This is a genomic window from Mariniluteicoccus flavus (assembly GCF_054776655.1).
Genome location: NZ_BAAHBN010000001.1, coordinates 256,619 through 278,848, shown reverse-complemented (window position 1 = coordinate 278,848; position 22,230 = coordinate 256,619). Strand labels below are relative to the sequence as shown.

The 22,230-nt window shown below is 70.8% G+C and carries 23 protein-coding genes and 1 pseudogene; 12 read left to right on the top strand and 12 right to left on the bottom strand.

All coding sequences use genetic code 11. The features are described from left to right. Positions 1–4: 4 nt before the first annotated feature. The 3 genes from ACYVAG_RS01370 to lnt are packed head-to-tail and all read left to right on the top strand — an operon-like array spanning position 5 to position 2,577. Positions 5–433 (top strand): RDD family protein, encoded by a 429-nt coding sequence (locus tag ACYVAG_RS01370; protein ID WP_460765481.1) that lies wholly within the window; start codon positions 5–7, stop codon positions 431–433. Positions 434–460: 27 nt separating this feature from the next. Next, complete coding sequence (locus ACYVAG_RS01365; protein ID WP_460765479.1) at positions 461–979, top strand: hypothetical protein; 519 nt, start codon at positions 461–463, stop codon at positions 977–979. Then, positions 976–2,577, top strand: coding sequence for an apolipoprotein N-acyltransferase (gene lnt / locus ACYVAG_RS01360; protein ID WP_460765477.1), 1,602 nt, complete (start codon positions 976–978; stop codon positions 2,575–2,577). The genes ACYVAG_RS01365 and lnt overlap by 4 nt, the downstream gene beginning before the upstream one ends. On the opposite strand, the gene ACYVAG_RS01355 is transcribed toward lnt, so the two are convergent. The 8 genes from ACYVAG_RS01355 to lpdA all read right to left on the bottom strand — a co-directional run bounded on the left by ACYVAG_RS01355 (position 2,507) and on the right by lpdA (position 12,186). Next, on the bottom strand, positions 2,507–4,336 hold the full coding sequence (locus ACYVAG_RS01355; RefSeq protein WP_460765475.1) for an ABC-F family ATP-binding cassette domain-containing protein: 1,830 nt from the start codon (positions 4,334–4,336) through the stop codon (positions 2,507–2,509). The two genes, lnt and ACYVAG_RS01355, sit on opposite strands and share 71 nt — an antisense overlap. A 3-nt stretch (positions 4,337–4,339) precedes the next feature. Beyond that, positions 4,340–5,119, bottom strand: a complete 780-nt coding sequence (locus ACYVAG_RS01350; protein WP_460765473.1) for a DUF4191 domain-containing protein — start codon at positions 5,117–5,119, stop codon at positions 4,340–4,342. Continuing rightward, on the bottom strand, positions 5,112–6,077 hold the full coding sequence (gene lipA, locus ACYVAG_RS01345) for a lipoyl synthase (RefSeq protein ID WP_460765471.1): 966 nt from the start codon (positions 6,075–6,077) through the stop codon (positions 5,112–5,114). Before lipA ends, ACYVAG_RS01350 begins: the two co-directional genes overlap by 8 nt. Positions 6,078–6,129: 52 nt before the next feature. Further along, the gene (locus ACYVAG_RS01340; RefSeq protein ID WP_460765469.1) at positions 6,130–6,852 is read right to left on the bottom strand and encodes a hypothetical protein; all 723 of its coding nucleotides are present in this window, start codon (positions 6,850–6,852) and stop codon (positions 6,130–6,132) included. Then, a complete protein-coding gene (locus ACYVAG_RS01335) occupies positions 6,849–7,763 on the bottom strand; it encodes an ATP-binding cassette domain-containing protein (protein ID WP_460765467.1) in 915 nt (304 codons plus the stop codon). Before ACYVAG_RS01335 ends, ACYVAG_RS01340 begins: the two co-directional genes overlap by 4 nt. 58 nt (positions 7,764–7,821) lie before the next feature. Next, positions 7,822–8,538 carry a lipoyl(octanoyl) transferase LipB gene (lipB, locus tag ACYVAG_RS01330; protein WP_460766800.1) on the bottom strand — a complete coding sequence of 239 codons (717 nt, stop codon included), beginning with the start codon at positions 8,536–8,538 and terminating at the stop codon, positions 7,822–7,824. Between the two features lie 199 nt (positions 8,539–8,737). Continuing rightward, positions 8,738–10,684 carry a 2-oxoglutarate dehydrogenase, E2 component, dihydrolipoamide succinyltransferase gene (gene sucB / locus ACYVAG_RS01325; protein ID WP_460765465.1) on the bottom strand — a complete coding sequence of 649 codons (1,947 nt, stop codon included), beginning with the start codon at positions 10,682–10,684 and terminating at the stop codon, positions 8,738–8,740. A gap of 119 nt (positions 10,685–10,803) precedes the next feature. Then, the gene (lpdA, locus tag ACYVAG_RS01320) at positions 10,804–12,186 is read right to left on the bottom strand and encodes a dihydrolipoyl dehydrogenase (RefSeq protein ID WP_460765463.1); all 1,383 of its coding nucleotides are present in this window, start codon (positions 12,184–12,186) and stop codon (positions 10,804–10,806) included. Positions 12,187–12,242: 56 nt separating this feature from the next. On the opposite strand from lpdA, the gene ACYVAG_RS01315 reads away from it, so the two are divergent. The 3 genes from ACYVAG_RS01315 to ACYVAG_RS01305 are packed head-to-tail and all read left to right on the top strand — an operon-like array spanning position 12,243 to position 13,713. Next, positions 12,243–12,845 carry a DUF305 domain-containing protein gene (locus ACYVAG_RS01315; protein ID WP_460765461.1) on the top strand — a complete coding sequence of 201 codons (603 nt, stop codon included), beginning with the start codon at positions 12,243–12,245 and terminating at the stop codon, positions 12,843–12,845. A gap of 20 nt (positions 12,846–12,865) precedes the next feature. Next, positions 12,866–13,201 (top strand): hypothetical protein, encoded by a 336-nt coding sequence (locus ACYVAG_RS01310; RefSeq protein ID WP_460765459.1) that lies wholly within the window; start codon positions 12,866–12,868, stop codon positions 13,199–13,201. Further along, positions 13,201–13,713, top strand: coding sequence for a GNAT family N-acetyltransferase (locus ACYVAG_RS01305; RefSeq protein WP_460765457.1), 513 nt, complete (start codon positions 13,201–13,203; stop codon positions 13,711–13,713). Before ACYVAG_RS01310 ends, ACYVAG_RS01305 begins: the two co-directional genes overlap by 1 nt. Before the next feature lie 619 nt (positions 13,714–14,332). On the opposite strand, the gene ACYVAG_RS01300 is transcribed toward ACYVAG_RS01305, so the two are convergent. Continuing rightward, a complete protein-coding gene (locus tag ACYVAG_RS01300; protein ID WP_460765455.1) occupies positions 14,333–15,820 on the bottom strand; it encodes a leucyl aminopeptidase in 1,488 nt (495 codons plus the stop codon). A 175-nt stretch (positions 15,821–15,995) separates the two neighbouring features. Here ACYVAG_RS01300 and gcvT point away from each other — a divergent pair, with 175 nt between their 5' ends. Beyond that, complete coding sequence (gcvT, locus tag ACYVAG_RS01295; protein WP_460765453.1) at positions 15,996–17,099, top strand: glycine cleavage system aminomethyltransferase GcvT; 1,104 nt, start codon at positions 15,996–15,998, stop codon at positions 17,097–17,099. A 7-nt stretch (positions 17,100–17,106) separates the two neighbouring features. Continuing rightward, positions 17,107–17,922, top strand: coding sequence for a hypothetical protein (locus ACYVAG_RS01290; protein WP_460765451.1), 816 nt, complete (start codon positions 17,107–17,109; stop codon positions 17,920–17,922). Here ACYVAG_RS01290 and ACYVAG_RS01285 read toward each other — a convergent pair. Then, on the bottom strand, positions 17,892–18,068 hold the full coding sequence (locus ACYVAG_RS01285) for a hypothetical protein (RefSeq protein WP_460765449.1): 177 nt from the start codon (positions 18,066–18,068) through the stop codon (positions 17,892–17,894). The two genes, ACYVAG_RS01290 and ACYVAG_RS01285, sit on opposite strands and share 31 nt — an antisense overlap. Before the next feature lie 33 nt (positions 18,069–18,101). Then, positions 18,102–18,689 carry a DUF3043 domain-containing protein gene (locus ACYVAG_RS01280; RefSeq protein ID WP_460765447.1) on the bottom strand — a complete coding sequence of 196 codons (588 nt, stop codon included), beginning with the start codon at positions 18,687–18,689 and terminating at the stop codon, positions 18,102–18,104. A gap of 120 nt (positions 18,690–18,809) precedes the next feature. Here ACYVAG_RS01280 and ACYVAG_RS01275 point away from each other — a divergent pair. Beyond that, positions 18,810–19,607 (top strand): annotated as a pseudogene (locus tag ACYVAG_RS01275) (PspA/IM30 family protein); the annotation flags it as partial. Between the two features lie 161 nt (positions 19,608–19,768). Continuing rightward, positions 19,769–20,059: a PspA-associated protein PspAA gene (pspAA, locus tag ACYVAG_RS01270; RefSeq protein ID WP_460765445.1), complete on the top strand. Its 291-nt coding sequence runs from the start codon at positions 19,769–19,771 to the stop codon at positions 20,057–20,059. A 45-nt stretch (positions 20,060–20,104) separates the two neighbouring features. Here the strand turns inward: pspAA and ACYVAG_RS01265 are convergent, their stop codons facing one another. Beyond that, complete coding sequence (locus tag ACYVAG_RS01265) at positions 20,105–20,629, bottom strand: hypothetical protein (protein WP_460765443.1); 525 nt, start codon at positions 20,627–20,629, stop codon at positions 20,105–20,107. A gap of 69 nt (positions 20,630–20,698) precedes the next feature. On the opposite strand from ACYVAG_RS01265, the gene ACYVAG_RS01260 reads away from it, so the two are divergent. Both ACYVAG_RS01260 and ACYVAG_RS01255 read left to right on the top strand, forming a co-directional pair. Then, the gene (locus tag ACYVAG_RS01260) at positions 20,699–21,607 is read left to right on the top strand and encodes a glycerate kinase (RefSeq protein WP_460765441.1); all 909 of its coding nucleotides are present in this window, start codon (positions 20,699–20,701) and stop codon (positions 21,605–21,607) included. A gap of 118 nt (positions 21,608–21,725) precedes the next feature. Continuing rightward, on the top strand, positions 21,726–22,076 hold the full coding sequence (locus ACYVAG_RS01255) for a HesB/IscA family protein (protein ID WP_460765439.1): 351 nt from the start codon (positions 21,726–21,728) through the stop codon (positions 22,074–22,076). The last annotated feature ends 154 nt before the right edge of the window (positions 22,077–22,230 follow it).

Below are 22,230 nucleotides of genomic sequence, written 5' to 3'. Positions count from 1 at the left end.
TCCGATGAGTGCCACGGAGATCGAGGAGAGTTGGCCGGGGGAGACCCTCGGCCTGCCGGAGACCGGACAGGGGTCCCTGGCGTCGTGGCGAGCACGCATCGCGGCGATCGTGGTCGACTGGGCGGTCTGTATGGTGATCGCCACCGCCGTCTTCGGCACCGGTGTGATCCGGGGCAACGACTGGCGCTCGTTCATGATCCTGGCGGTGTTCTGGCTCGAATCGACCGTGATGTCGGCGGTAGCCGGCGGGTCGTTCGGGCAGCTGCTGGCCCGCGTCGCCGTCGTTCGGCTCGACCGCGAACCCCTCGGGTTCCTGCGGGCGGCCTTCCGCCAGGCCATGGTCTGCCTCGCGCTGCCGGCCCTGGTGATCGGCATGCACCGCCGCGGGCTCCACGACCTCGTCAACGGGACGGTCGTCGTCAACCGCCGGTGAACCCGGCGTCGATACGGTGACACTGCCATGGACGCGGTGAAGAGGATCCTGCTGCTCGGGCTGGCCGTCACGCTGGCCCTACTGATACCCGCCATGCTCCAGGCCGGCCCCGAATACGGACGCTCGGTCGTCGGCGTGGCCCGGCGTACGGACGGGACGGTGGTGGTCGTCACTGCCTGGTGCATCGGCAACCGGCACGAGGACCTGCGGATCTCGGGGTACGCCGAGGCCCAGCTGGGCGAGGAGCTCTATCGGACCACAGGGCCGTCCAGCGACCCGCTGACGATGGTGACGATCGGTCAGCCGGCCCGCGACTTCGAGGTGAAGACCAACCGGCCGCTGCCGACGGGGCCGCTGGTCGCGTACAACGCGGGGGCACGACGCGACTGGCTGATCCGGCGCACCTATCCGTCGTCGGCGACGGCCTTCCTCGTCGGCGACCTGCCGGTGAGCGACGCCGTGATCCCCGAGAAGGTGATGGTCGGCCAGCTGAAGGTCGTGCCGCTCCACGAGATGGTGGCGGCCAAGTGCGTGAACCCGGGGTGACCCGCGATCAACCCGTTCTGTCGCTGCGGGCGGCGGTTCCGACCGCAGTGGTGGCGGGTCTCGCCATGGGTGCGGCGTTTCCCTCGATCGGTTGGTGGCCGCTCGCCTTCGTGGCCGTGGGGCTGTCGCTGGTCTGCCTTATCGGCCGAGCGGTCTGGGGGGCGGTGTTGGTGGGTTTCGCCTTCGGCGCGTCCTTCTGGTTCCCCCACGTGTCCTGGGTCGCGGGATTCCTCGGTGATCATCCGCTGCGTCAGGTTCCCTGGGTGGCGCTGGCGACCGCGGAGACCCTCCTCATGGGCGCGCTCACGCCCCCGATCGCCCTCGCGTACCGATGGCTGGGGCGCAGACGTGGCAGCTGGCCCGTGCGGCTGGTGGTCCTGCCCGTGCTGGTGGCCGGGGCCTGGACCACCCGGGAGCTGATCGTGGGGTCCTGGCCCTATGGCGGATTCCCCTGGGGACGTGTCGGGATGAGCCAATCCGGGAGCCCCATCGCGCCGGTCGCCTCGTGGGTCGGCGTGTCCGGGCTGGGATTCCTGATGGTGGTCCTCTGCGCCGCCGTGATCGAGGCGCTTCGGTGGACCATGCGTACGCCGCGGGTTGGCGGGGGCCGAAGGGCGGGCCTCGCGCGTTGGGCGGCGGTCCTCCCCTCGATCGGGCTGGCGGCAGGGCTGCTCCTGGCGCCCCAGTTCCCCACCACCCCTGCGGGCACCCTCCGCGTCGCAGCGGTGCAGGGCGACGGACCCGCGGCGTACGCGGACCAGCGCAGCCCGCACGCGGTGTTGGCCTCCCAACTCGCGGCATCCTCGTCACTGACGGCCGGCAGTGTCGATGTCGTCCTGTGGCCCGAGGGCGGGGTGGACAGCGACCCGCTGGCCGATCCCGCCACCGCCAAGGCCCTCAACGAGGCCGCCGCCCGCTTCGGTGCGCCGATCCTGATGAACGCGGCGGCGGCCGACGGCGGCGTGTCCCGCAACACGTCCTTCCTGTGGACGCCGAGCGGCCCGGTGGCGACGCATGCGAAGCGCCACCCCGTGCCCTTCGGGGAATATGTTCCCGACCGCCGGGTCTTCGGTGCGCTCGCGCCGAGTCTGGTCGACCTCCTCCAACGGGAGTACGCCGCCGGCATCGACGAGCCTGTCGTGCGGGTGGGACCGGTGGGCGTGGGCCTCGCCATCTGCTTCGACGTGGTCTTCGACGACGTCATCCGGGAAGGGGCTCACGGCGCCCAGGTGTTGATGTTCCAGACCAACAACGCCGACTTCCGCGGCACCGACGAGAACCTGCAACAGCTGGCCTTCGCCCGGATGCGCGCGATCGAGACCGGTCGCGGCGTGGTCAACCTCTCCACGACCGGCACCAGTCAGATCTTCGCTTCCGACGGCGCCCAGATCGCCGCACTGCCTCCGGGGCAGCCCGGGTTGATGATCGCCGAACTCGAACTGCGCGACGGGACCACCGCAGCGGTCGCGCTGGGCCGCCCCCTGGAGATCCTCATCATCGGCGGCACGCTCTCGGCGCTGGTCGCCCTCAGCCTGCGATCTCGGCGGCCTCGAGCCACTGGAGCTCGAGTTCGTCGTGTTCGTCGGTCAGCTCCGTGACCTTGGCCTGCAACTCGCCGAGTTTCACGTAGTCGGCGGCGGCGTCGGCCATCTCGGCGTGCAGCTTCTCGATGCGGGCGGTCAGCTTCTGCATCTGTTGCTCGGCGCGCGCCATGTCCTTCTTGGCCTGGCGGACCTCGGCGGGGGAGGCGCCGGCAGCGGGGGTGCTCTGCGTCTCGCCCGAGGGACCACCGCGATCGCCGGAGGCGCTGGACTTCGCCTCCCCCCTGTTCCTGGTGCGTCGGTGCTCGAGGTATTGGTCCACTCCGCCCGGCAGCAGCACGCACGTGCCGTCGCCCATCAGCGCGTATGTCACGTCGCACACCCGCTCGAGGAAATAGCGGTCGTGCGACACCACGATGAGCGTGCCGGGCCAGCCGTCGAGGTAGTCCTCGATGATCGTCAACGTGTCGATGTCGAGGTCGTTGGTCGGCTCGTCGAGCAGCAGCACGTTGGGCTCGGCCATCAACAGGCGCAGGAACTGCAGGCGTCTGCGCTCGCCGCCGGAGAGCTCACCGATGCGCGTGACGAGTTTGTCGCCGGTGAACCCGAACTCCTCGAGCAGCTGGCTGGCGGTGGCCTCGCGGCCCGTGGCCAGCTTCGTCTCCTGCTTGAGCCGGTTGACGTTGTCGAGCACGCGCTCGCCGTCGTCGAGCTCGCGGACGGCCTGGGTGAGGTGGCCGATGCGCAGCGTCTTGCCCTGCTTGACGCGGCCCGACGTGGGGGTGAGCGTGCCGTCGAGAAGTCGAAGCAGGGTGGACTTCCCGGCGCCGTTGACGCCGACCAGCCCCAAGCGGTCGCCGGGCCCGATCGACCAGTCGAGGTGGCGGAAGAGGCTCCTCGACTCGGTGTCGCGCGACGGCAACTCATATGACATGTCCGTCAGGTCGAACACGTCCTTGCCGAGCCGCGTCACCGAGAACTGCTGCAGGGCAAGGCGATCGCGCGGGGGAGGGACGTCCTCGATCAACTGGTTCGCGGCGTCGATGCGGAACTTCGGCTTCGACGTGCGGGCCGGGGCGCCGCGGCGCAGCCACGCCAATTCCTTGCGCACAAGGTTCTGGCGGCGCGCCTCGTTGGCCGCGGCCTGGCGCGAGCGCTCGGCCCGCGCGAGGACGTACGCCGCGTACCCGCCGTCATAGGGGTCCACCACACCGTCGTGGACCTCCCACACGCGCGTGCAGATCGCGTCGAGGAACCAGCGGTCGTGCGACACGACCAGCATCGCGACATTCCTTGCCTGCAACGTGTTCAGGTGTTCCGCCAGCCAGGCGACGGCCTCGACGTCGAGGTGGTTGGTGGGCTCGTCGAGCACCAATAGGTCGTGCTCGCCGAGCATGATCGCGACCAACGCCGTACGCCGCCGCTCGCCGCCCGACAGTCGCCCGACGGGGGCGTCGAGGTCGATGTCGGCGAGGAGGTGCTCGACGACGCCGCGACGATAGGAGTCCGACGCCCACACGTGATCGGGCTCTCCGCGGACGATGATGTCGCGCACGGTGTCGGTGGGGGCGTACGCATCCACCTGGTCCAGTGAGCCGATCGAGACGGCGCCGGTGCGGGTGACGCGGCCGGAGTCGGGCTGGACGCGGTCGGTGAGAATGCCCAGCAGGGTGGACTTTCCGTCGCCGTTGCGGCCGACGACGCCGATGACGTCGCCGCGCCCGAGGCCGAGCGTGACGCCGTCGAGGATGGTGCGGGTGGCGTACTGCTTGGTGACGCGCTCGGCGTTGATGAGGTTCGCTGCAGGAGTCGACACAGGTCAGCGACCGCGCATCCCCTTGCGGGAACCCTTCATGCTCGTCGGCACCGGCCCGCGCGGGATCGGCGCCTTCGGGCGCACCGCGTCGACGGCGCGCAGGCGCGACTTCACCTCGGTGATCTGGAACGCCTCGAGCGCCTTCGGCAGCTTCTTGACGTGCTCCGTCAGCTTCGACAGCGGCACCTGACCGGAACCCTCACCCATCTGGATCGTGTGGACGACCACGTTCAGCCCCGAGAACTTCTCGTGCTTCGCCTTCTCCTGCAGCAGCAGCTGCTTCGCGCGATGGGGGTCACCCTCGGACACCAGCACGATGCCGGCCGGGCCGATCGCGCGGTGGACGACGTCCTTGTGGCGCGTCATCGCGATGACGGGGTCGTGGATCCACTTGTTGCCGAGCATCTGCAGGGCGACTTCAGCCGAGCCGGCCTGGCCCATGTAGCGCGCGTACGTCGCCTTCTTCGTGCGGAGCGTCAGCACCCACAGGGCGAGCAGCAGGCCGAGCATCACGCCGGTGATCGCCACCATGACGCCGGTGAACCAGCCCGGCTGCCACAACGCCAGAACGAGCGCGACCAGCAGGATCGGCCCGAAGAAGCACGCCGCCATGATCCACGGGAGCGGCTTGTCGTATTCGTGGGTCAGGCGATAGGCCTCGCGGATCTGGCGTACGCGGCCCATGTCGGCCGGGTCGGTGGAGTTCTTGCGGCGAAGCTTCTCGGCCTTCGCGGCGGCCTTGGCCTGGGCCTGTCGTTCCTTGGCGCTGAGCTGCTCAGCCATGCACGGCTTCCTTCATCGTCTCGTCAGTCATTGCGGCGTTGCGGGCTTCCATCGCCTGACGGTAGAGGCGGCCTGCGCGGTAGGAGGACCGTACCAGCGGACCGCTCATGACGCCCACATAGCCGATCTGCTTCGCCTCCTCGCCGAGCTCGGTGAACTCGTCGGGGGTGACCCACCGGTCGATGGGGTGGTGGTTCGGCGTCGGCCGCAGGTATTGCGTGATCGTGATGATCTCGGCGCCCGCCCCGTGGAGGTCACGGAGGGCCTGGGAGATCTCCTCGCGGGTCTCGCCCATGCCGAGGATCAGGTTCGACTTGGTGACGAGTCCGGCGTCGCGCGCCTGCGTCAGGACGTCGAGCGAGCGCTCGTAGCGGAAGCCCGGGCGGATGCGCTTGAAGATGCGCGGCACGGTCTCGACGTTGTGGCCGAACACCTCCGGCTTCGCCTCGAACAGCTGCCCGAGCAGTTCCGGGCGCGCGTTGAAGTCGGGGGCGAGCATCTCGACGCCCACGCCCGGGTTCAGCTCGTGCACCTTGCGGATCGTCTCCGCGTACAGCCACGCGCCGAGGTCGGGCTGGTCGTCGCGGCAGACGCCGGTGATGGTCGCGTACTTCAGGCCCATCTTCTGGACCGACTCGGCCACGCGCATCGGCTCGGCCGTGTCGTAGGCCTCCGGCTTCTTCGACTCGATCTGGCAGAAGTCGCAGCGGCGCGTACAGGAGTCGCCGCCGATGAGGAACGTCGCCTCGCGGTCCTCCCAGCACTCGAAGATGTTGGGGCAGCCCGCCTCCTGGCACACGGTGTGGAGGTCCTCGTCCTTCACCAGCTGTTGCAGGTCGCGATATTCCGGCCCCATCTTCGCCGTGGTCTTGATCCACTTGGGCTTCTTCTCGATCGGGGTCTGCGCGTTGCGCACCTCGAGTCGGAGCAGCTTGCGGCCTTCGGGGGTAATAGTCACCGGGACATCGTACGCCTCCGACACCGTGCGACGAATGCGGCGGCGTACGCCCTCAGCGGACGTCGCGGCGGCGCAGGTCGAGCCAACACGCGGCGATCGCCGCGACGGTGATGAGGGCGAGGCAGAGTGCCGCGACAGGACGTGAGGGGATGCTCGAGGCGCCGAAGTAGTCGTCCCCGATGAAGCCCAGCAGCAGGGTCTCGAGCCCGATCCAGGTCGCGCGGCTTCCGTCGGAGGAACGGATCGCATACAGCACGAACTGCAGCAGGATGGCCACCCCCCACAGGAGGAGTCCCCCGAGCGCGCTCAGGATGCTGCGCCCGATCAGTGCCACAGTGAACCCCAGCACCGCAGCGAGACCCACCACGAGGACCGACCGGACCAGCCCGTCGAGGGCACCGAGTGACAACGCCCGACCGATCACCACAACCATGAACATCACCACACCTGACAGGGCCATCGTCGGGAGCAGCACCGCGAGCAGTTTGGCCGCCAGGACACCTCCGCGTAGGGGCTCGAAGGTGAGAAGCGTGCCGAGAGTGCCCGAGGAGGCCTCCGCGCCGATCGCGGCCGCAGCGACGAAGTAGGCCCAGATGGCGAAATAGGGGAGGTTGGCCACAGCCAGCGACTCGGCTTCGACAGTGCTGGCGATGCTGCGCAGGACGTACAGGGCGAAGGTGAGCGAGCCGAAGAGCCAGACGGAGAACAGCAGCGTCGTGATCCACGTCGTACGCCGGGTCACGAACTTCTCGAGTTCGGCGAGGAACAGTCTCATCGGGGGCCCGCCAATCGGTGGTCGGTGAGGGCGAAGTACGCCTGTTCGAGGTCGGGTGCTGCGGTCTCCAACCCCGTGAGCCAGAGGCCCTCCTGCGCGAGTTGGCGCGCGATCTCCGACGGCGGCGGTGTGCCGGTCACCTCCAGGCAGCCCTGGCCCGGGCGTACGGTCCAGCCGTGGCCGGTGAGCACCTGGGCCGCGCGGTCGGGCTCGTCGATGCGCAGGAGATGGGTCGGGACCTGGGTGTTCGCCGTGAGGCTCGCGACGTCGCCCTCGGCGAGCGTCCTGCCCTGGGCGATGACGGTGACGGTGTCGGCGACCTGGGCGATCTCGGCCAGGTGATGGCTCGAGACGAGCACGGCCCGTCCGGAATCGGCGAGCGTACGCATGAGCGTGCGCACCTCGTGCATGCCCTGGGGGTCGAGGCCGTTGGTGGGCTCGTCGAAGATGACCAGCTCGGGGCGCTTGAGCAGGCAGGCGGCGACCGCGATGCGCTGCTGAAGGCCCAGGGAATAGGTCGAATAGCGCTCGTCCTCGCGGCCGCGCAGCCCCACCGCCTCGAGGGCCTCGTCGACGCGCACGCGCGGCAGGCCGGCGGCGTCGGCCAACAGGCGCAGGTTCTTGCGCCCGCTGAAGCTGCCGGTGAAACGGGGCCGTTCGACGATGGCGCCGATGCGTTGCAGTGCGGCCGCGCGGCCCTGGGGCATCACCTCGCCGAGGAGGTGGAGCGTGCCCTCCTGCAGCCGCGTCAGCCCGAGGAGTGCGCGGATCGTGGTGGTATTGCCCGAGGCGTTGGGGCCGATGAGGCCGTGCACGCCGGTCGCGGGCACGTGGAGGTCGAGCCCGTTCAGGGCCATGCGCTGCCGATAGGCCTTCCGGAGTCCGGTGGCCTCGATGGCCCAGGTCGTCATGGCGCCAGCCTCGCACCAGAGTGGGTCGGGCGGCAGGGGACCTGAGACCGAGAAACGATCAGATCGTCAGGCCGTAGGTCACACCCTCGCTGGGTGCTTCATCGTGCTGGAGGTCGGGTGACGGCACGTACGCCTCCCAGCCCAGCATCTCGATCAGCCGCGGCTGGAGCGCGTCGGCGACCTCGTCGACGCTCGGGCAGGCGTCGTCGATCTCGGCCGCCATCGAGGTGACGCCCGCGTCGGCGATGCCGCAGGGGACGATCTTGCCGAAGTCACCCATGTCGGGCGCGACGTTGATCGCGAGGCCGTGCATGGTCGTGCTGTGGCTCACCCGGATGCCGATCTGGGCGATCTTGCGCTCGGGCAGGCCGCGCTCGGGGTCGGGGGAGAGCCAGACGCCGGAGCGGCCTGCCACGCGCCCCGTGGTGAGGCCGAAGCCCGCAAGCATGCGGATCATGGCCTCCTCGAGGCGGCGCACGTAGTCGACGACGCCGATGCCTTCCGGCAGCGTGACGATCGGGTAGGCCACGAGCTGGCCCGGGCCGTGCCACGTGATCTTGCCGCCGCGGTCGACGTCGACCACCGGCGTGCCGTCGATCGGGCGCTCGTGGTCCTGCGTACGCCGGCCCGCGGTGTAGACCGGCGGGTGCTCGAGGAACAGCACCTGGCCCGGCTCGCCCGCGACGACGCGGGCGTGGACCTCGCGCTGCAGATCCCACGCGGCGAGGTAGTCGACGGAGCCGAGGTGGCGGAATTCGAGCATGGGTGCGACTATACGCGCGAAGGCCGTCTGGTGCCGTCTGGCCGACGGTGCGGATCGCTGGGTGAACTCGCCCGATGATCCTCATGTGCTCGGCGCGTGCGAGTCGAGCACATGAGGATCATCGGGCATACACGACCAAGGATCGGCATCCCGGAAAACACGAGGGCCGGCACCCGAGCGGGTGCCGGCCCTCGTGAGGCTCACGGGCTGATCAGAGGCCGAACTCCGAGCCGAAGTCGCCCTCCTCCAGACGCTCCTTGATCGCCGTCAGGAAGCGGGCCGCGTCGGCGCCGTCGACCAGGCGGTGGTCGTAGGTGAGCGAGAGATACATCATGTCGCGCACCGCGATGGTCTCGCCCAGGTTCGTGTCGGTCATCACCATCGGACGCTTCACCAGCGCGCCCGTGCCGAGGATCGCGACCTGCGGCTGGTTGATGATCGGCGTGTCGAACAGGGTGCCGGCCGACCCGTAGTTCGTGATCGTGAACGTGCCGCCCATGAGGTCGTCGGGCGTCACCTTGCCCGAACGCGTCCGCGAGGCCAGGTCGGCGATCTTCTTCGCGATGCCGCCGATGTTCAGGTCACCCGCGTCCTTGATGACCGGCACCATCAGGCCGCGCTCGGTGTCGACCGCCATGCCGATGTGCTCGGCATCGCTGTAGGTCACCGTGCCGGCCTCGGTGTCGATGGTCGCGTTGACCTTCGGGTGCTGGCGAAGCGCCTCGACGGCCGCCTTCGTGATGAACGGCAGGTAGGACAGCGAGGCGCCGTTGCGCTGCTTGAAGTCGTCCTTCACCTGCGCGCGCAGGCGGCTGATCAGCGTCACGTCGACCTCGACGGTCGCCGTCAGCTGGGCCGAGACCTGCAGCGACTCGACCATGCGCTTGGCGATGGTCATGCGCATGCGGGACAGCTTCTCGGTCGTGCCGCGCTTGGCCTGCGCGTCGGCCGACGGCGCCGCGGATGCAGCCGCAGCGGGCTTTTCCTCGGCGGCCGGAGCCGGGGCTGCGGCGGCCTTCTTGGCCTCCTCGGCGGCAGCGAGCACGTCCTGCTTGCGGATGCGTCCACCCACGCCGGTGCCCTTGAGGTCGGCGAGGTCGACGCCGTGCTCGGCGGCGAGCTTGCGGACCAGCGGGGTCACGTACGCGGCCTCGTCGTCACCCGAGGCGCGCGGAGCGGCGGGCTTGGGCTTCTCCTGCTTCGGGGCCTCCTGCTTCGGGGCCTCCTTGGGCTTCTCCTGCTTCGGGGCCTCGTCGCCCGCCGGCGCGGGGATCGGCGCCTGGCCGCCCTCGTCGCCGGCCTCGGCCTGCGACTCGACCGACTCGACCGAACCGGCGTCCGAGCCCTGCTTGGTCTCGTCCTTGGCGGCCTTGTCGGGCTCGGGGGCCTCGTCCTGGGCCGCGCGCTGCGGCTCGGGCTCGTCATCGCCCTCGTCGTCGCCGCCGGCGGCATCGGCGTCGCCGACCACGCAGAGCACGCCGCCGACCTCGACGGTGTCGTCCTCGTTCACGCGGATGTCGGTGATGGTGCCGGCCACGGGGGAGGGAACCTCGGTGTCGACCTTGTCGGTCGAGATCTCGACGATCGGCTCGTCGACCTCGACGGTGTCGCCGATCTGCTTCAGCCAGCGCGAGACGGTGCCCTCGGTGACCGACTCGCCCAGCGCGGGCAGGGTCACCTCGGTGCCGGAGCCCGACGACTTCTTCGTGTCGGCCTTGGGCTTCGGCTGCTCCGCGGCGTCGGCCTGGCCCTCGGCCTCGGCCTCCTTGCGTGCCTCGGCGTCCAGCGACTCGTTGCGCTCGCCGGAGGGCTTGCGCTCCTCCTGGGCGTCGTCGGAGGACTCGGCGGCCTCGGGCTGCGACTCGTCGGCCGAGTCGTCCTTCGCCGAGTCGTCGCCGGAACCGCTGTCGGCCGATTCGCCCTCGTCGCCGATGATGACGAGCACGGCGCCGACCTCGACGGTCTCGTCCTCCTCGGCCTTGATCTCCAGGATCGTGCCGGCGACCGGGGACGGAACCTCGGTGTCGACCTTGTCGGTGGAGATCTCGACGAGCGCCTCGTCGACCTCGACGGTGTCACCCACCTGCTTCAGCCAGCGGGAAACGGTTCCTTCGGTGACGCTTTCGCCCAGTGCGGGGAGAGTTACAGAAGTCGACATGATGGGTTCGAGGCTCCTCGGGTCGTCAATGATGCTTGGAGATCACCCTATCGCCGCTGCCGACGTCGCGTCAGCAGGGGCGGTTCGGGTGAGTCCTTGGTCAGTTCTGGGCATCCAGCTCAGTTGTGGGCGTGCAGAGGCTTGCCCGCCAGGGCCAGGTGGGCCTCGCCGAGCGCCTCGTTCTGGGTCGGGTGGGCGTGGACGAGCGCGGCGACCTCCTCGGGGTACGCCTCCCAGCTCGTGATCACCTGGGCCTCGCCCACGAGTTCGCCGACGCGGGCGCCGATCATGGTGATGCCGACCACGGGCCCTCCCTTGCGGCGGATCACCTTGATGAAGCCCGCGGTCTTGAGGATCTGCGACCGCCCGTTGCCGCCGAGTTTGTAGGAGTAGGCCTCCACGTCGCCGTACGCCTCCTTCGCCGACTCCTCCGAGTGGCCCACCGAGGCGATCTCGGGATCGCAATAGGTCACCTTCGGGATCTCGACGTCGGCCACCAGGGTGGGCGCCTCGTGGAGCTTGCCCTCGCGATGGGCGATGTCCTCGGCGACGAAGAGGCCGTGGGCGAAGCCGCGATGGGCCAGCTGCAGGCCGCGGACGATGTCGCCCACCGCGTACGTGTTCTCCCGCGACGTGCGCAGCCGGTCGTCGACCGTGACGAAGCCGCGGTCGAGCGCGACGCCCGACTCCTCATAGCCCAGCCCGTCGGTCGCCGGCCCGCGCCCCACGGCCACGAGCAGCAGTTCGGCCTCGTGGGTCCTGCCGTCCTCGAGGGTCAGGCGTACGCCGCCGTCCATGACCTCGGCGGACTTCATCGGGGTGCCGGTGACGGCCTTGATGCCGCGCTTGCGGAACGCGCGGGCCAGGGTCTTGGACACCTCCACGTCCTCGGCGGGGACGAGGCGGTCGAAGGCCTCGACCACGGTGACCTCGACGCCGAGCGAGCGCCACGCCGACGCGAACTCGACGCCGATCACGCCGCCGCCCAGCACGATCGCGGAGGCCGGCAGCTGGTCGAGCCCCAGGGCGTGGTCGCTGGTGATGATGCGCTCGCCGTCGACCGGCAGGCCGAGTGTGCGCGAGAACGATCCCGACGCCAGCACCGTGTAGCGGCCCGTGAGCGTGCGGTCGCCCACGCGTACGCCGTCGGGGGTCAGGGTGCCCTCTCCGGCGATGGTCTCGATCGCGGGCTGGCCCACCAGCCCCGTGAGGCCCTTGTGGAGTCGGTCGACGACGCCGTCGGCGTACGCGCGCACGCCGCCGGGGTCGATGCGGTCGAGCGTCGCGTGGATGCCGAACTGGGCGCTCTCACGCGTCTGGTCGGCGATCTCGGCCGCGTGCAGCCAGGCCTTGGTCGGGATGCATCCACGGTGCAGGCATGTGCCGCCCACCTTGTCCTTCTCGACAAGCGCAACCGTGAGTCCCAGCTGGGCGGCCCGCAGGGCGGTCGCATAGCCGCCGCTGCCGGCGCCCAGCACTACAACGTCGTAGGTGGAAGTCATGGCTGCATGGTTGCAGGTTCCCCGACCGCCCGTGTGCAGGTTGTAGGGTGGACGCCATGAAGATGAGCATGCGAAGCCGGGGAGTACGCAGGATTCTGGCCGCGGCGTCCATCCCGCTGCTGCTGGCGGCGGCGGGCTGCAGCGGCCACGAGGGCCATGGCGGGGCAGCCCCGGCCGGGCCGGCGACCGCGGCGGCGGCCGATCACAACGACGCGGACGTGATGTTCGCGCAGATGATGATCCCCCACCACCAACAGGCGGTGGAGATGAGCGACATCCTGCTGGCGAAGCCGGGCGTACGCGACGACCTGGCCCAGCTGGCCCGCCAGATCAAGGGCGCCCAGCAACCCGAGATCGACACGATGACCGGCTGGCTGAAGACCTGGGGCGCGTCGTCGCACGGTGACCACGCCGGCCACGGCGGCATGGATGGCATGTTGACCCCCGCCGAGCTCGCTGCGCTGCGGTCCGCCGACACCGCCGCGGCGCAGAAGCAGTATGTGAGCGGCATGATCAAGCACCACGAGGGCGCCGTGACGATGGCGAAAGAGGTGCAGCAGAAGGGCCGTTCGGCGGACGTGAAGAAGATGGCCGACGACATCATCCGCACCCAGCAGGCCGAGATCACGACGATGAAGGGGATGCTCGCCACGTTGTGACCGCCTGCCATGATTGCCGCGTGGGGTGGTTCAGCAGGAAGCCGAGAGTCAGCCGGGAGCGTGCGCGCGAGAAGGCGGCGGTCGCCGACGCGGGGGAGTCGCACCTGACCGCGTGGGCCCGCGACCGGGAGGGCGTGGAGGCGTGGATCGAACCGCCGACCGCCATCTCGGGGGCATCGGTGCTGCTGGTCGCGTGGGACGGCGAGTCGACGCGGCGCACGGTCGCGTCGGCGGACGCGGGCCGCAAGCTGGCGGCGAAGCTGAAGATCCTGGCCCACGACGCGGGCCTGGTCTCCTATCCGCAGCGCATGCGGGACTACAACGCGCGCCAGAAACGGCGCGACGAGGCCAGCTGATGCGTACGCGGGCGGTCACGGTGGCCGACGCCGCCGAGCTCGCCGCGGTGTCGGCCGCGAACCGCGACTTCCTGGCCCCGTGGGAGCCGGTCCGCCCGGACTCGTGGTTCACCCAGGAAGGCCAGGCCGCGGCCATCGAGGGACTGCTCGGCCTCGAGCGCATGGGCCTCGCGCTGCCGCGCGTGATCGTCGACGACGCGGGCTCCATCGCGGGCCGCATCACCCTCAACAACGTCATCCGGGGCGCGTTCCGCTCGTGCCACCTCGGCTATTGGGTCGCAGAGGACGCCAACGGCCGCGGCTTCGCGACCGAGGCGGTCGCCGAACTGGTCACGGCCGCGTTCACCGACCTGGCGCTCCACCGCGTGGAGGCCAGCACGCTGGTCCACAACACGGGCTCCCAGACGGTGCTGCGCCGCAACGGCTTCACCGAGATCGGCCCGGCGCCGGGCTACCTGGAGATCGCGGGCGAATGGCAGGACCACGTGATGTTCCAGAGGCTGGTGGACTGAGCGGGGCGCGGGTGGCTTCGACTCGCTGGCGCTCGCTCAGCCAGCGTGGGGCCTGGCGCTCGCTCAGCCAGCGGGGGGCGGGTGGCTTCGACTCGCTGGCGCTCGCTCAGCCAGCGTGGGGCCTGCGCTCGCTCAGCCAGCGTGGGGCCTGGCGCTCGATCAGCCAGCGGGGGGCCTGGTGCTCGCTCAGCCAGCGGGGGCGCGGGTGGCTTCGACTCGCTGGCGCTCGCTCAGCCAGCGTGGGGCCTGCGCTCGCTCAGCCAGCGGGGGCGCGGGTGGCTTCGACTCGCTGGCGCTCGCTCAGCCAGCGTGAGGCCTGCGCTCGCTCAGCCAGCGGGGGCGCGGGTGGCTTCGACTCGCTGGCGCTCGCTCAGCCAGCGTGGGGCCTGCGCTCACTCAGCCAGCGTGAGAGACCCCCGCCCGCCCCGCGATCGACAAGGGTGCGGAGGCCGTGGAGCGCCGCGGGTGGGGTGTCGGACGGACGCGAGTTCGGTGAAGCGGCGTAAAGACGCCGCCGACAATCGAGACCCAAGAACGTTCGGCTCGGCGTCCAGCCGCAAGCCGAAGCTCGCGAAGCCGGACGCCGCACCCCACCACACACACCCAGATCAGGCAGAGATCAGCCCTGCATCGACCGCGCCAGTTCCACGAGGGTGCGTACCCCCACACCAGTTCCCCCCGCCGACGTATAACCGTGGGCACCCTTCTCGTTGAACGCCGGACCCGCGATGTCGAGGTGGGCCCAGTCGGTGTCCTCGTCGACGAACTTCCGCAGGAATCCCGCCGCGACCGACGCGCCGCCCATGCGCTCGCCGCCCGACTTCACGTCGGCGACCTTCGACTCGAGCGTCTCGCTGACCCACGCGGGGATCGGCAGGTGCCACGCGTCCTCGCCGGCCGCCTCGGCCGCGTCGAGCACGGTCGCCGCGACGAGGTCGTCGTCGGAGAAGACGCCGAAGGTGTGGCCGCCGAGCGCGACCATGCAGGCGCCGGTGAGCGTGGCGACGTCGACGACCAGGTCGGGGTCGTCCTCGTTGGCGCGGGCGAGTCCGTCGGCCATGACCAGGCGGCCCTCGGCGTCGGTGTTGTAGTTCTCGACGGTCGTGCCGCCATACATGGTGAGGACGTCCGACGGGCGGTACGCCTCCCCGCTCGGCATGTTCTCGGCCATGCATGCGTACGCCGTGACCTTGACCTTGAGGCTGAGGTCGGCGATCGCGCGGGTGGCCGCGATGACCGCCGCGGCGCCGCCCATGTCGCACTTCATGGTGTCCATGGACGCCGCGGGCTTGATGTCGAGGCCGCCCGAGTCGAACGTGATGCCCTTGCCCACGAGCACGAGGTGGGCCTTCGCGCCGCGCGGGGCGTACGACAGGCGCGTGAGGCGTGGCTTGCGCGACGAGCCGCCGCCGACTGCCAGCAGGCCGCCGTAGCCGCCCGCTGCCAGCGCCTTGTCGTCGAGCACGTCGACGGCGACCTTCGAGCCCTTGCAGTGGGCGCGGGCCGCCTCGGCGAACGACTCGGGGAACAGCAGGTTCGGGGGGATGTTGACCCACTCGCGGGCCGCGACGACGGCGGTCGCGATGGCCTCGGCCTCGACGACGGTCTCCTTGTCGGCCTTCGGCGACACGATCACGAGCTCGGCGATCTTGGTCTCGGCCGCGTCACCGGAGCGGACGCCGGCGTACGCGTAGGCACCCAGCACCGCGCCCTCGGTGACCGCGCGGAGGATCTCGGGCTCGGTCGCGTCCATATCGACGGCGACCTTGAGGCCGGTGCCGAGACCGGCCGCGGCGCGGACGGCCGCCCCGGCGGCCCGGCGCGCCTCCTCGAGCGTGGCCTGCTCGGCGGTGCCGACGCCGACGACGACCAGGCGGCCGTCGCCGAGCCCGGGGACGGCGACAGCCTTGCCGACCTTGGCCGAGAAGCCCATGCGGCCGGCGAGGTCGAGCACGCCGGCGCCGAAGCGCTTCGCGTACGCCTTGTCGAGGCCGCGATCGGAGGTGACCAGCGCAGGGGTCTCGCCGTGGCCGGCGACGACCAGCACGTCGGTGTCTGCGGGCGCGGACTTCGCGACGGTGACCTTGGGCAGCAGGGGTGTGGGCACGAGCACTTCCTTCGTTCTCGGGAACTGCCGGGCGGGACGCCCGACGAGACTGTGTGCCGGTCAGGCTACCCGTCGGGTTGTCGGGGGCCTGCGATAGGTTTCGCTGGGTCCACGAGACACGCGAACCACCACCTCCGGAGCACGATCCGGGGAGACACAGACAAGGAAGTCACAGATGTCGGAGCTGAAGCAGTCACCCCTGCACCAGTGCCATGTCGAGGCCGGCGCCAAGTTCGCCGAGTTCGGCGGCTGGTCGATGCCGCTGGAGTACGCGGGGGGCGGCGTCCTCGCCGAACACCACGGCGTGCGTGACGCGGTCGGCATCTTCGACGTCTCCCACCTCGGCAAGGCGCGGGTGAAGGGCGCCGGCGCTGTCGAGTTCCTGAACTCCCGGCTGACGAACGACCTGAACAAGATCGGCGACGGCGCGGCCCAATACACGCTGCTGTGCCAGGACGACGGCGGCGTGATCGACGACCTGATCGCCTACCGCTTCTCCGACGACGAGGTCTTCCTGATCCCGAACGCGGCCAACACGACCACGGTCGTAGAGACGCTGCGCCGTGGGCTGCCCGACGGCCTCGAGCTCACCAACGAGCACGACGACTTCGCCGTGATCGCGGTGCAGGGCCCGAAGTCCGACGAGGTGCTGGAGGCGATGGGCCTGCCGACCGGCCACGACTACATGTCGTTCGACGTGGCCGACCTCGACGGCGTACGCCTGACCGTGTGCCGCACGGGCTATACGGGGGAGCGCGGCTATGAGCTCGTCGTCCCGTGGGCCGACGCGGTCGGCGTCTGGGGCGCGGTGATGGCCGCGGGCGAGTCCCACGGCATCCGCCCGGCGGGTCTGGGCGCGCGCGACACGCTGCGTACCGAAATGGGCTATCCGCTGCACGGCCAGGACATCTCGCCGTCGATCACGCCGGTCCAGGCGCGCCTCGGCTGGGCCGTGGGCTGGAAGAAGGAGTCGTTCGACGGCCACGAGGCCCTGCGCGCCGAGAAGGAGGCCAAGCCGAAGCGGCTGCTGCGCGGGCTGAAGGCGTTGGGGCGCGGCATCCCGCGCGCCCACATGACCCTGGTCGACGGCGAGGGCGCCACCATCGGTGAGGTCACGTCCGGCACGTTCTCGCCGACCCTCAAGACCGGCATCGCGCTCGCGCTCGTCGACGCCGCGGTTGCCGAGGGCGACACCGTGAAGGTCCAGGTCCGCAACCGCACCGAGGACTTCGAGGTCGTCAAGCCCCCGTTCGTCACGCCGGGCGTCCGCGAGTCCTGAGGTAGCCGTGACCACGCGCCCGCCCGGACCGGCTGCGCCCCGCGGTGAGGGGCCGAACGACGACCCCGTCACCGCGGTTGGCGAGCGGCTCAGCGCGCGCGGGCGGGCCCACGAGGTCCGCGACGGGCTGCTCGTCCTCGATTCGGGCGTGGCCCAGCGCGTCGAGGACCTGGCGTACGCGTACGGGCGCGAACGGGCGTCGGGTGCGCGTCCCGACGAGGCGGCCGAGCGCGTGGTGCAGGCGCTCGATGACCGCGAGCGACACCTGCGGGCCGACGGGGGCACGGGCCACGTGCGCCTGCGCGTGACCCACCCCGACGAGCTCGACCCGGCCTACACGCTGCCCGGCCCGGCAGGGCTGATCGTCTATCCGGTGCTCGACGAACCCGACACCGCCACACGGCTCGGGGCCGCCCAGGTCGAGGCGCGCGGAGGCCTCGAGCCCGTCTGCGTCGCCGCGATGGGACCGACGCTCGCCGAGCCCGTCCGCATCGAGGCGGCCTCGGCGGGGCAGTGGCTTCCGGGGTGGCGCGTGACGGGCGACATCTACACCGCGTCACGGCTGTTGGATGTCGGGGCGCTGCTGCGGGAGGTCGGCGCCGACCCGAGCGCGCGTCACTTGGTCGTCGCGCCCAGCTCGCGCGAGGTGTGGGTCTTCCCGGTCACCGGCGACCCGCGGGCGCCCATGTGGGCGCGCCGCCACGCCGAACGCGCGTACGCGGAGTCGCGCGGACGGTTGTCGCGGGCGGTGTATGCGTGGGACGGCGCCCGGCTGACCGAACTCGAGGGCGATCAGCCCGGCAGCAGCGACATCGGGCCGTAGACGACCCGGTCGCCCTCCTTCAGCGTCACCTCGGTGACGCCGTCGTCGGCGAGGTCCTCATAGGCCTCGGTCAGCCACGCCTCCGCATCGGCCTGCGTGGCGAACGTCGCGTCGATGGCTCCCGTGTCGGGCTCCCAGGTCCACATGTCGTCTCGTGCCCCCTGTCAGAACGTGGCGGGTCAGAACTTCGCGCCGCGCTCGATGCGCGGGGCGGGCTGGCGCAGGCGACGCATCTGGATGGCGCGGTTCCAGCCATACATCATGATGCCCTTGCCCTTGGTGGAGGCGCCGGGGTGACGCTCGGCGAGCAGGCGCTTGTAGCGGCGCCACAGGAGAGCGAGGTCGAGCAGCACCAGCGCGAGGAAGCCATACATCAGCACGAGCGTGACGTAGGTGGCCTGCGGCCACATGGTCTGGAGGAACGTCAGGGCGAGCATCAGCATCATCGCGGGCAGGAGGAACTCGCCGAGGTTCCAGCGGGCGTCGACCATGTCGCGCATGAGCTGCTTCTCGGGGGTCGCGTCGCGGGCCTCGAGTGCTGCCATGCGGCGCTCGCGGTTGGCCTTGGACGCGGCCTTCTTCGCCTCCTTGGGCGTCAGCTGCGGGTTCACGCGCTGCAGGCGCGCGCGCTCGGCGTCGCGGCGGCGCGGGGTCGGGGCGCCCTTCTTGCGGGGGCCCTTCGAGGGAGTCTCCTCCACCACCGGATCGATGATTTCCGGCTCGGCGGGCGGCGCGTCCTTGGAGTAGGGACGGAACAGTCGAGCCATGGCGAAACCTCGCGATCGTCGGGGAGAACCTTGGAATTGTCCCCCATCCGTCCCCGGATTCCAATCCAGCGCGCGGGGGACCCTGTCCCACGTTGGCCTCGTACGCCTACGCTTGGGCGCATGAGCGGATTCATGCAGCGGATGTCGACCGTGTTCAGGGCTAAGGCCGACAAGGCCCTGGACCGGGTCGAGGACCCCCGAGAGACCCTTGACTACTCCTACCAGCGCCAGCTCGAGCTGCTGCAGAAGGTACGCCGCGGCGTCGCCGATGTCGCCACCTCGCGCAAGCGCGTCGAGCTCCAGGCCACCCAGCTGAACCAGCAGCTCGACAAGTTGTCGACGCAGGCCCAGAAGGCCCTCGAGGTCGGTCGCGAAGACCTTGCACGCGAGGCCCTGACCCGCAAGTCGGGGCTGCAGCAGCAGCTCGGCGACCTGCAGACCCAGCACGCCCAGCTGCAGGGGGAGGAGGAGAAGCTCGTCAAGGCCTCCCAGCGACTGCAGGCCAAGGTCGACTCCTTCCGCACCCGCAAGGAGACCATCAAGGCGACCTATTCCGCCGCCGAGGCCCAGACGCGCATCAACGAGGCGTTCTCCGGCATCGGTGAGGAGATGGGCGATGTCGGCCTCGCGATCCAGCGGGCCGAGGACAAGACCGCCCAGATGCAGGCCCGCGCCGGCGCCATGGACGAGCTGCTCGCCTCGGGCGTCCTGGAGGACTCGACGGGTGGCGGCCAGGACGACATCGCCCGCGAGCTCGAGGCGCTGTCGTCGGGCTCCGACGTCGAGAACGAGCTGGCCCGCATGAAGGCCCAGATCGGCTCCGGGCCCGCCGGCCAGCGTCAGGCACTGGAGGGCGGTGCCCCCGGTCAGGGAGCGCCGCAGCAGCACGGCCAGCAGGCATACCCGCAGCAGGGCCAGCAGGCCCACCCGCAGCAGCCCCCGCAGGGCTATCCGCAGCAGGGCCAGCAGGCCCCGCAGCAGGGTGGTCACGCGATGCCGGCCGGGCCCGGTGGCCAGGGCGACGGGCCCGAGTTCCGCGCCTACCCGCAGCAACCGCAGCAGGGTGGGGAGGGTCAGCGATGATCGTGCGCATCCTCAACGAGGGCCAGTACCGCATCGACGACTCCCACCTGGGCGAGCTGAACGAGTGTGACGACGCCATCGAGCGCGCGGTCGACTCGAACGACCAGGACCGCCTCACGGCGGCCCTGAACACCTTGATCACGAAGATCGGCGAGATCGGTGAGGTGCTGCCCGACGACGACCTCCACGACTCCGACCTGATCGTCCCCGACGCCGAGTCGACGATCGAGGAGATCCGGGTGTGGCTGGACGACTCGGGTTCGGACGAGGGTCTGATCCCGGGCTGACTCCTCGTCTCGCTGGCGCTCGCTCGGAGAACGTGAGGCCGGCACTCAGTTGTTCGGGTAGATCCCGACCTCGACCCAGCTGAACATAGCCACGCAGAACCCCGCTGTGGCCAGGATCGCCGCGGCGACCCACCACCGCACCGCTCCCGCCCTGCTCGCCCCTCGGAACCCGAGGGCGGCCCATGCCGGTCCCAGACCGGCGAGCGCGCCGCACGCGAGCAGGGCGGGCAGCATTTTCCAGGTGTCGACGGGCGCGCACGTCTGGCTGCACGCCTGGATCATCGCCACGAACCAGAGGCACACCGCGGCACAGACGCCGCCCACGCCCGCCACGGTCGGCAGGACCGCCCGCGCCCACCGTGGTTGGCGCCGCCACAGGAAGTTGACCGGCACGGCGGCGACCATCGCGAGCGAGCCGATGACGGCCAGGATCGACATCACGATGTAGCCCCCGGCGCCCTCGGCGATCATCGCGTCGAGCCACGTGTAGGCGTTGCCCACCGCGTACAGGCCGATGAGGGCCGCGACGGCGGCGAGCACGAGCTGGCGGGGGGACATGCGCTGAGCCATGGGCCCCACCGTACTGCGCTCCTCGACTCGCTCCGCTCGCTCGGAGAACGGGACCACTAGGCTCACCCCATGCGCATCCTCGTCGCCACCGACCGGCAGGGCACCCTCACGTCGTTCGAGGCCGGCGAGGCCATCGCCCTGGGGTGGCGCGATGCCGACCCCCTGGCCGAACTGGCCGTCGCGCCCATCGGGGCGGCGGGGGAGGGCTTCCTGGAGGCCGCCCACCAGGTGCTGGCCGCGGGTGACGTGGCCGTCCCCGCCGACGGGCGCGCGATCGCCGCCGCGCTCCTCGACCGGCCCGCCCGCCTGTTCATCGACCTCGGGACGGTGCCCTCGGAGACCCACGACGCCGGGGAGTGGCTGCTGGTCGCGCTCGGGGCCGAGATCACGCGCGAGGGGGACGGCGTACGCGTCGACCTGGAGCGCGCCCGCGACCTGGTGGCCGCGACCGAACTCGCGGGCGTGGTCGCCGATGGCGAACTCGACCGCCACCTCCTCGGACTGCGCGGCATCACCGCCGTACGCGGCCGCGAGCGCGGCGAGGACGCGGCGACCATGCTCGCCACCGACGGCGCGCTGGAGGCGTTCACGCGGGCGGTCGGCCGCGCCCCCGAGCCGGGCGACGGTGCGGCGGGCGGGTCGGCGTACGCGATCACGGCCCTGGGCGGCCGGCTCGTGACCGGACCGGCCGTGTGTGCGGACCGGCTGGAGCTGGGTTCCACGGCCGCGGCGGCCGACCTCGTCATCACCGGCGCCACGAGCTTCGACTTCGGCTCGCGCGGCGGCGGCGTGATGCAGCACGTCGCCGACTTCGCGCAGTCCACCCTCACCCCCTGCATCGCGCTGGCCGGGCGCGTCGTCATCGGCGGCCGCGAGATGCGCACGATGGGGATCGAGTCCGCGTACGCGGCGTCCGGCCCGGGCGCGGCGGAGCTGCGCGCGCTGGGGGAGCGGGTCTCGCGCACCTGGCGCTGGTGACGGCGAGCCAGATGTTCGATCCTGCGTACGCGGGGGAATACACTGTGCGGCAGTGCTGTTGTCACCCGACGACGGCTGAGAGCACAGCCACCAACACACTGAACTCCTGGAGGCAGACATGACCACCACCGAGGCACCGACGACCGACGGCCTGATCCTGACCGACGGCGCGGCCGGCAAGGTCAAGGACCTGCTCGAGCGCGAGGGTCGCGACGACCTGGCGCTGCGCGTCGCCGTGCAGCCGGGCGGCTGCTCCGGCCTGCGCTACGAGCTGTATTTCGACGACCGCAACCTCGACGGCGACGTCGTGAAGGACTACGACGGCGTACGCGTGGTCACCGACCGCATGAGCGCGCCCTATCTCTCGGGCGCCTCGATCGACTTCGTCGACACCATCGAGAAGCAGGGCTTCACGATCGACAACCCCAACGCGCAGGGTTCCTGCGCCTGCGGTGACTCGTTCAACTGAGCCGCCTGTAACACTCGTCACACCAGCCCCCGTTGCCCCTCGCGGCGACGGGGGCTGGTGCATCCCTGGGGGCCGGATCACGGCTTGGTACCAAGGCTCCGAGCGCCGTCGTTCGGCGCGACGGGTCGGGCGAAATAGGTTAGTGTGACTGCGA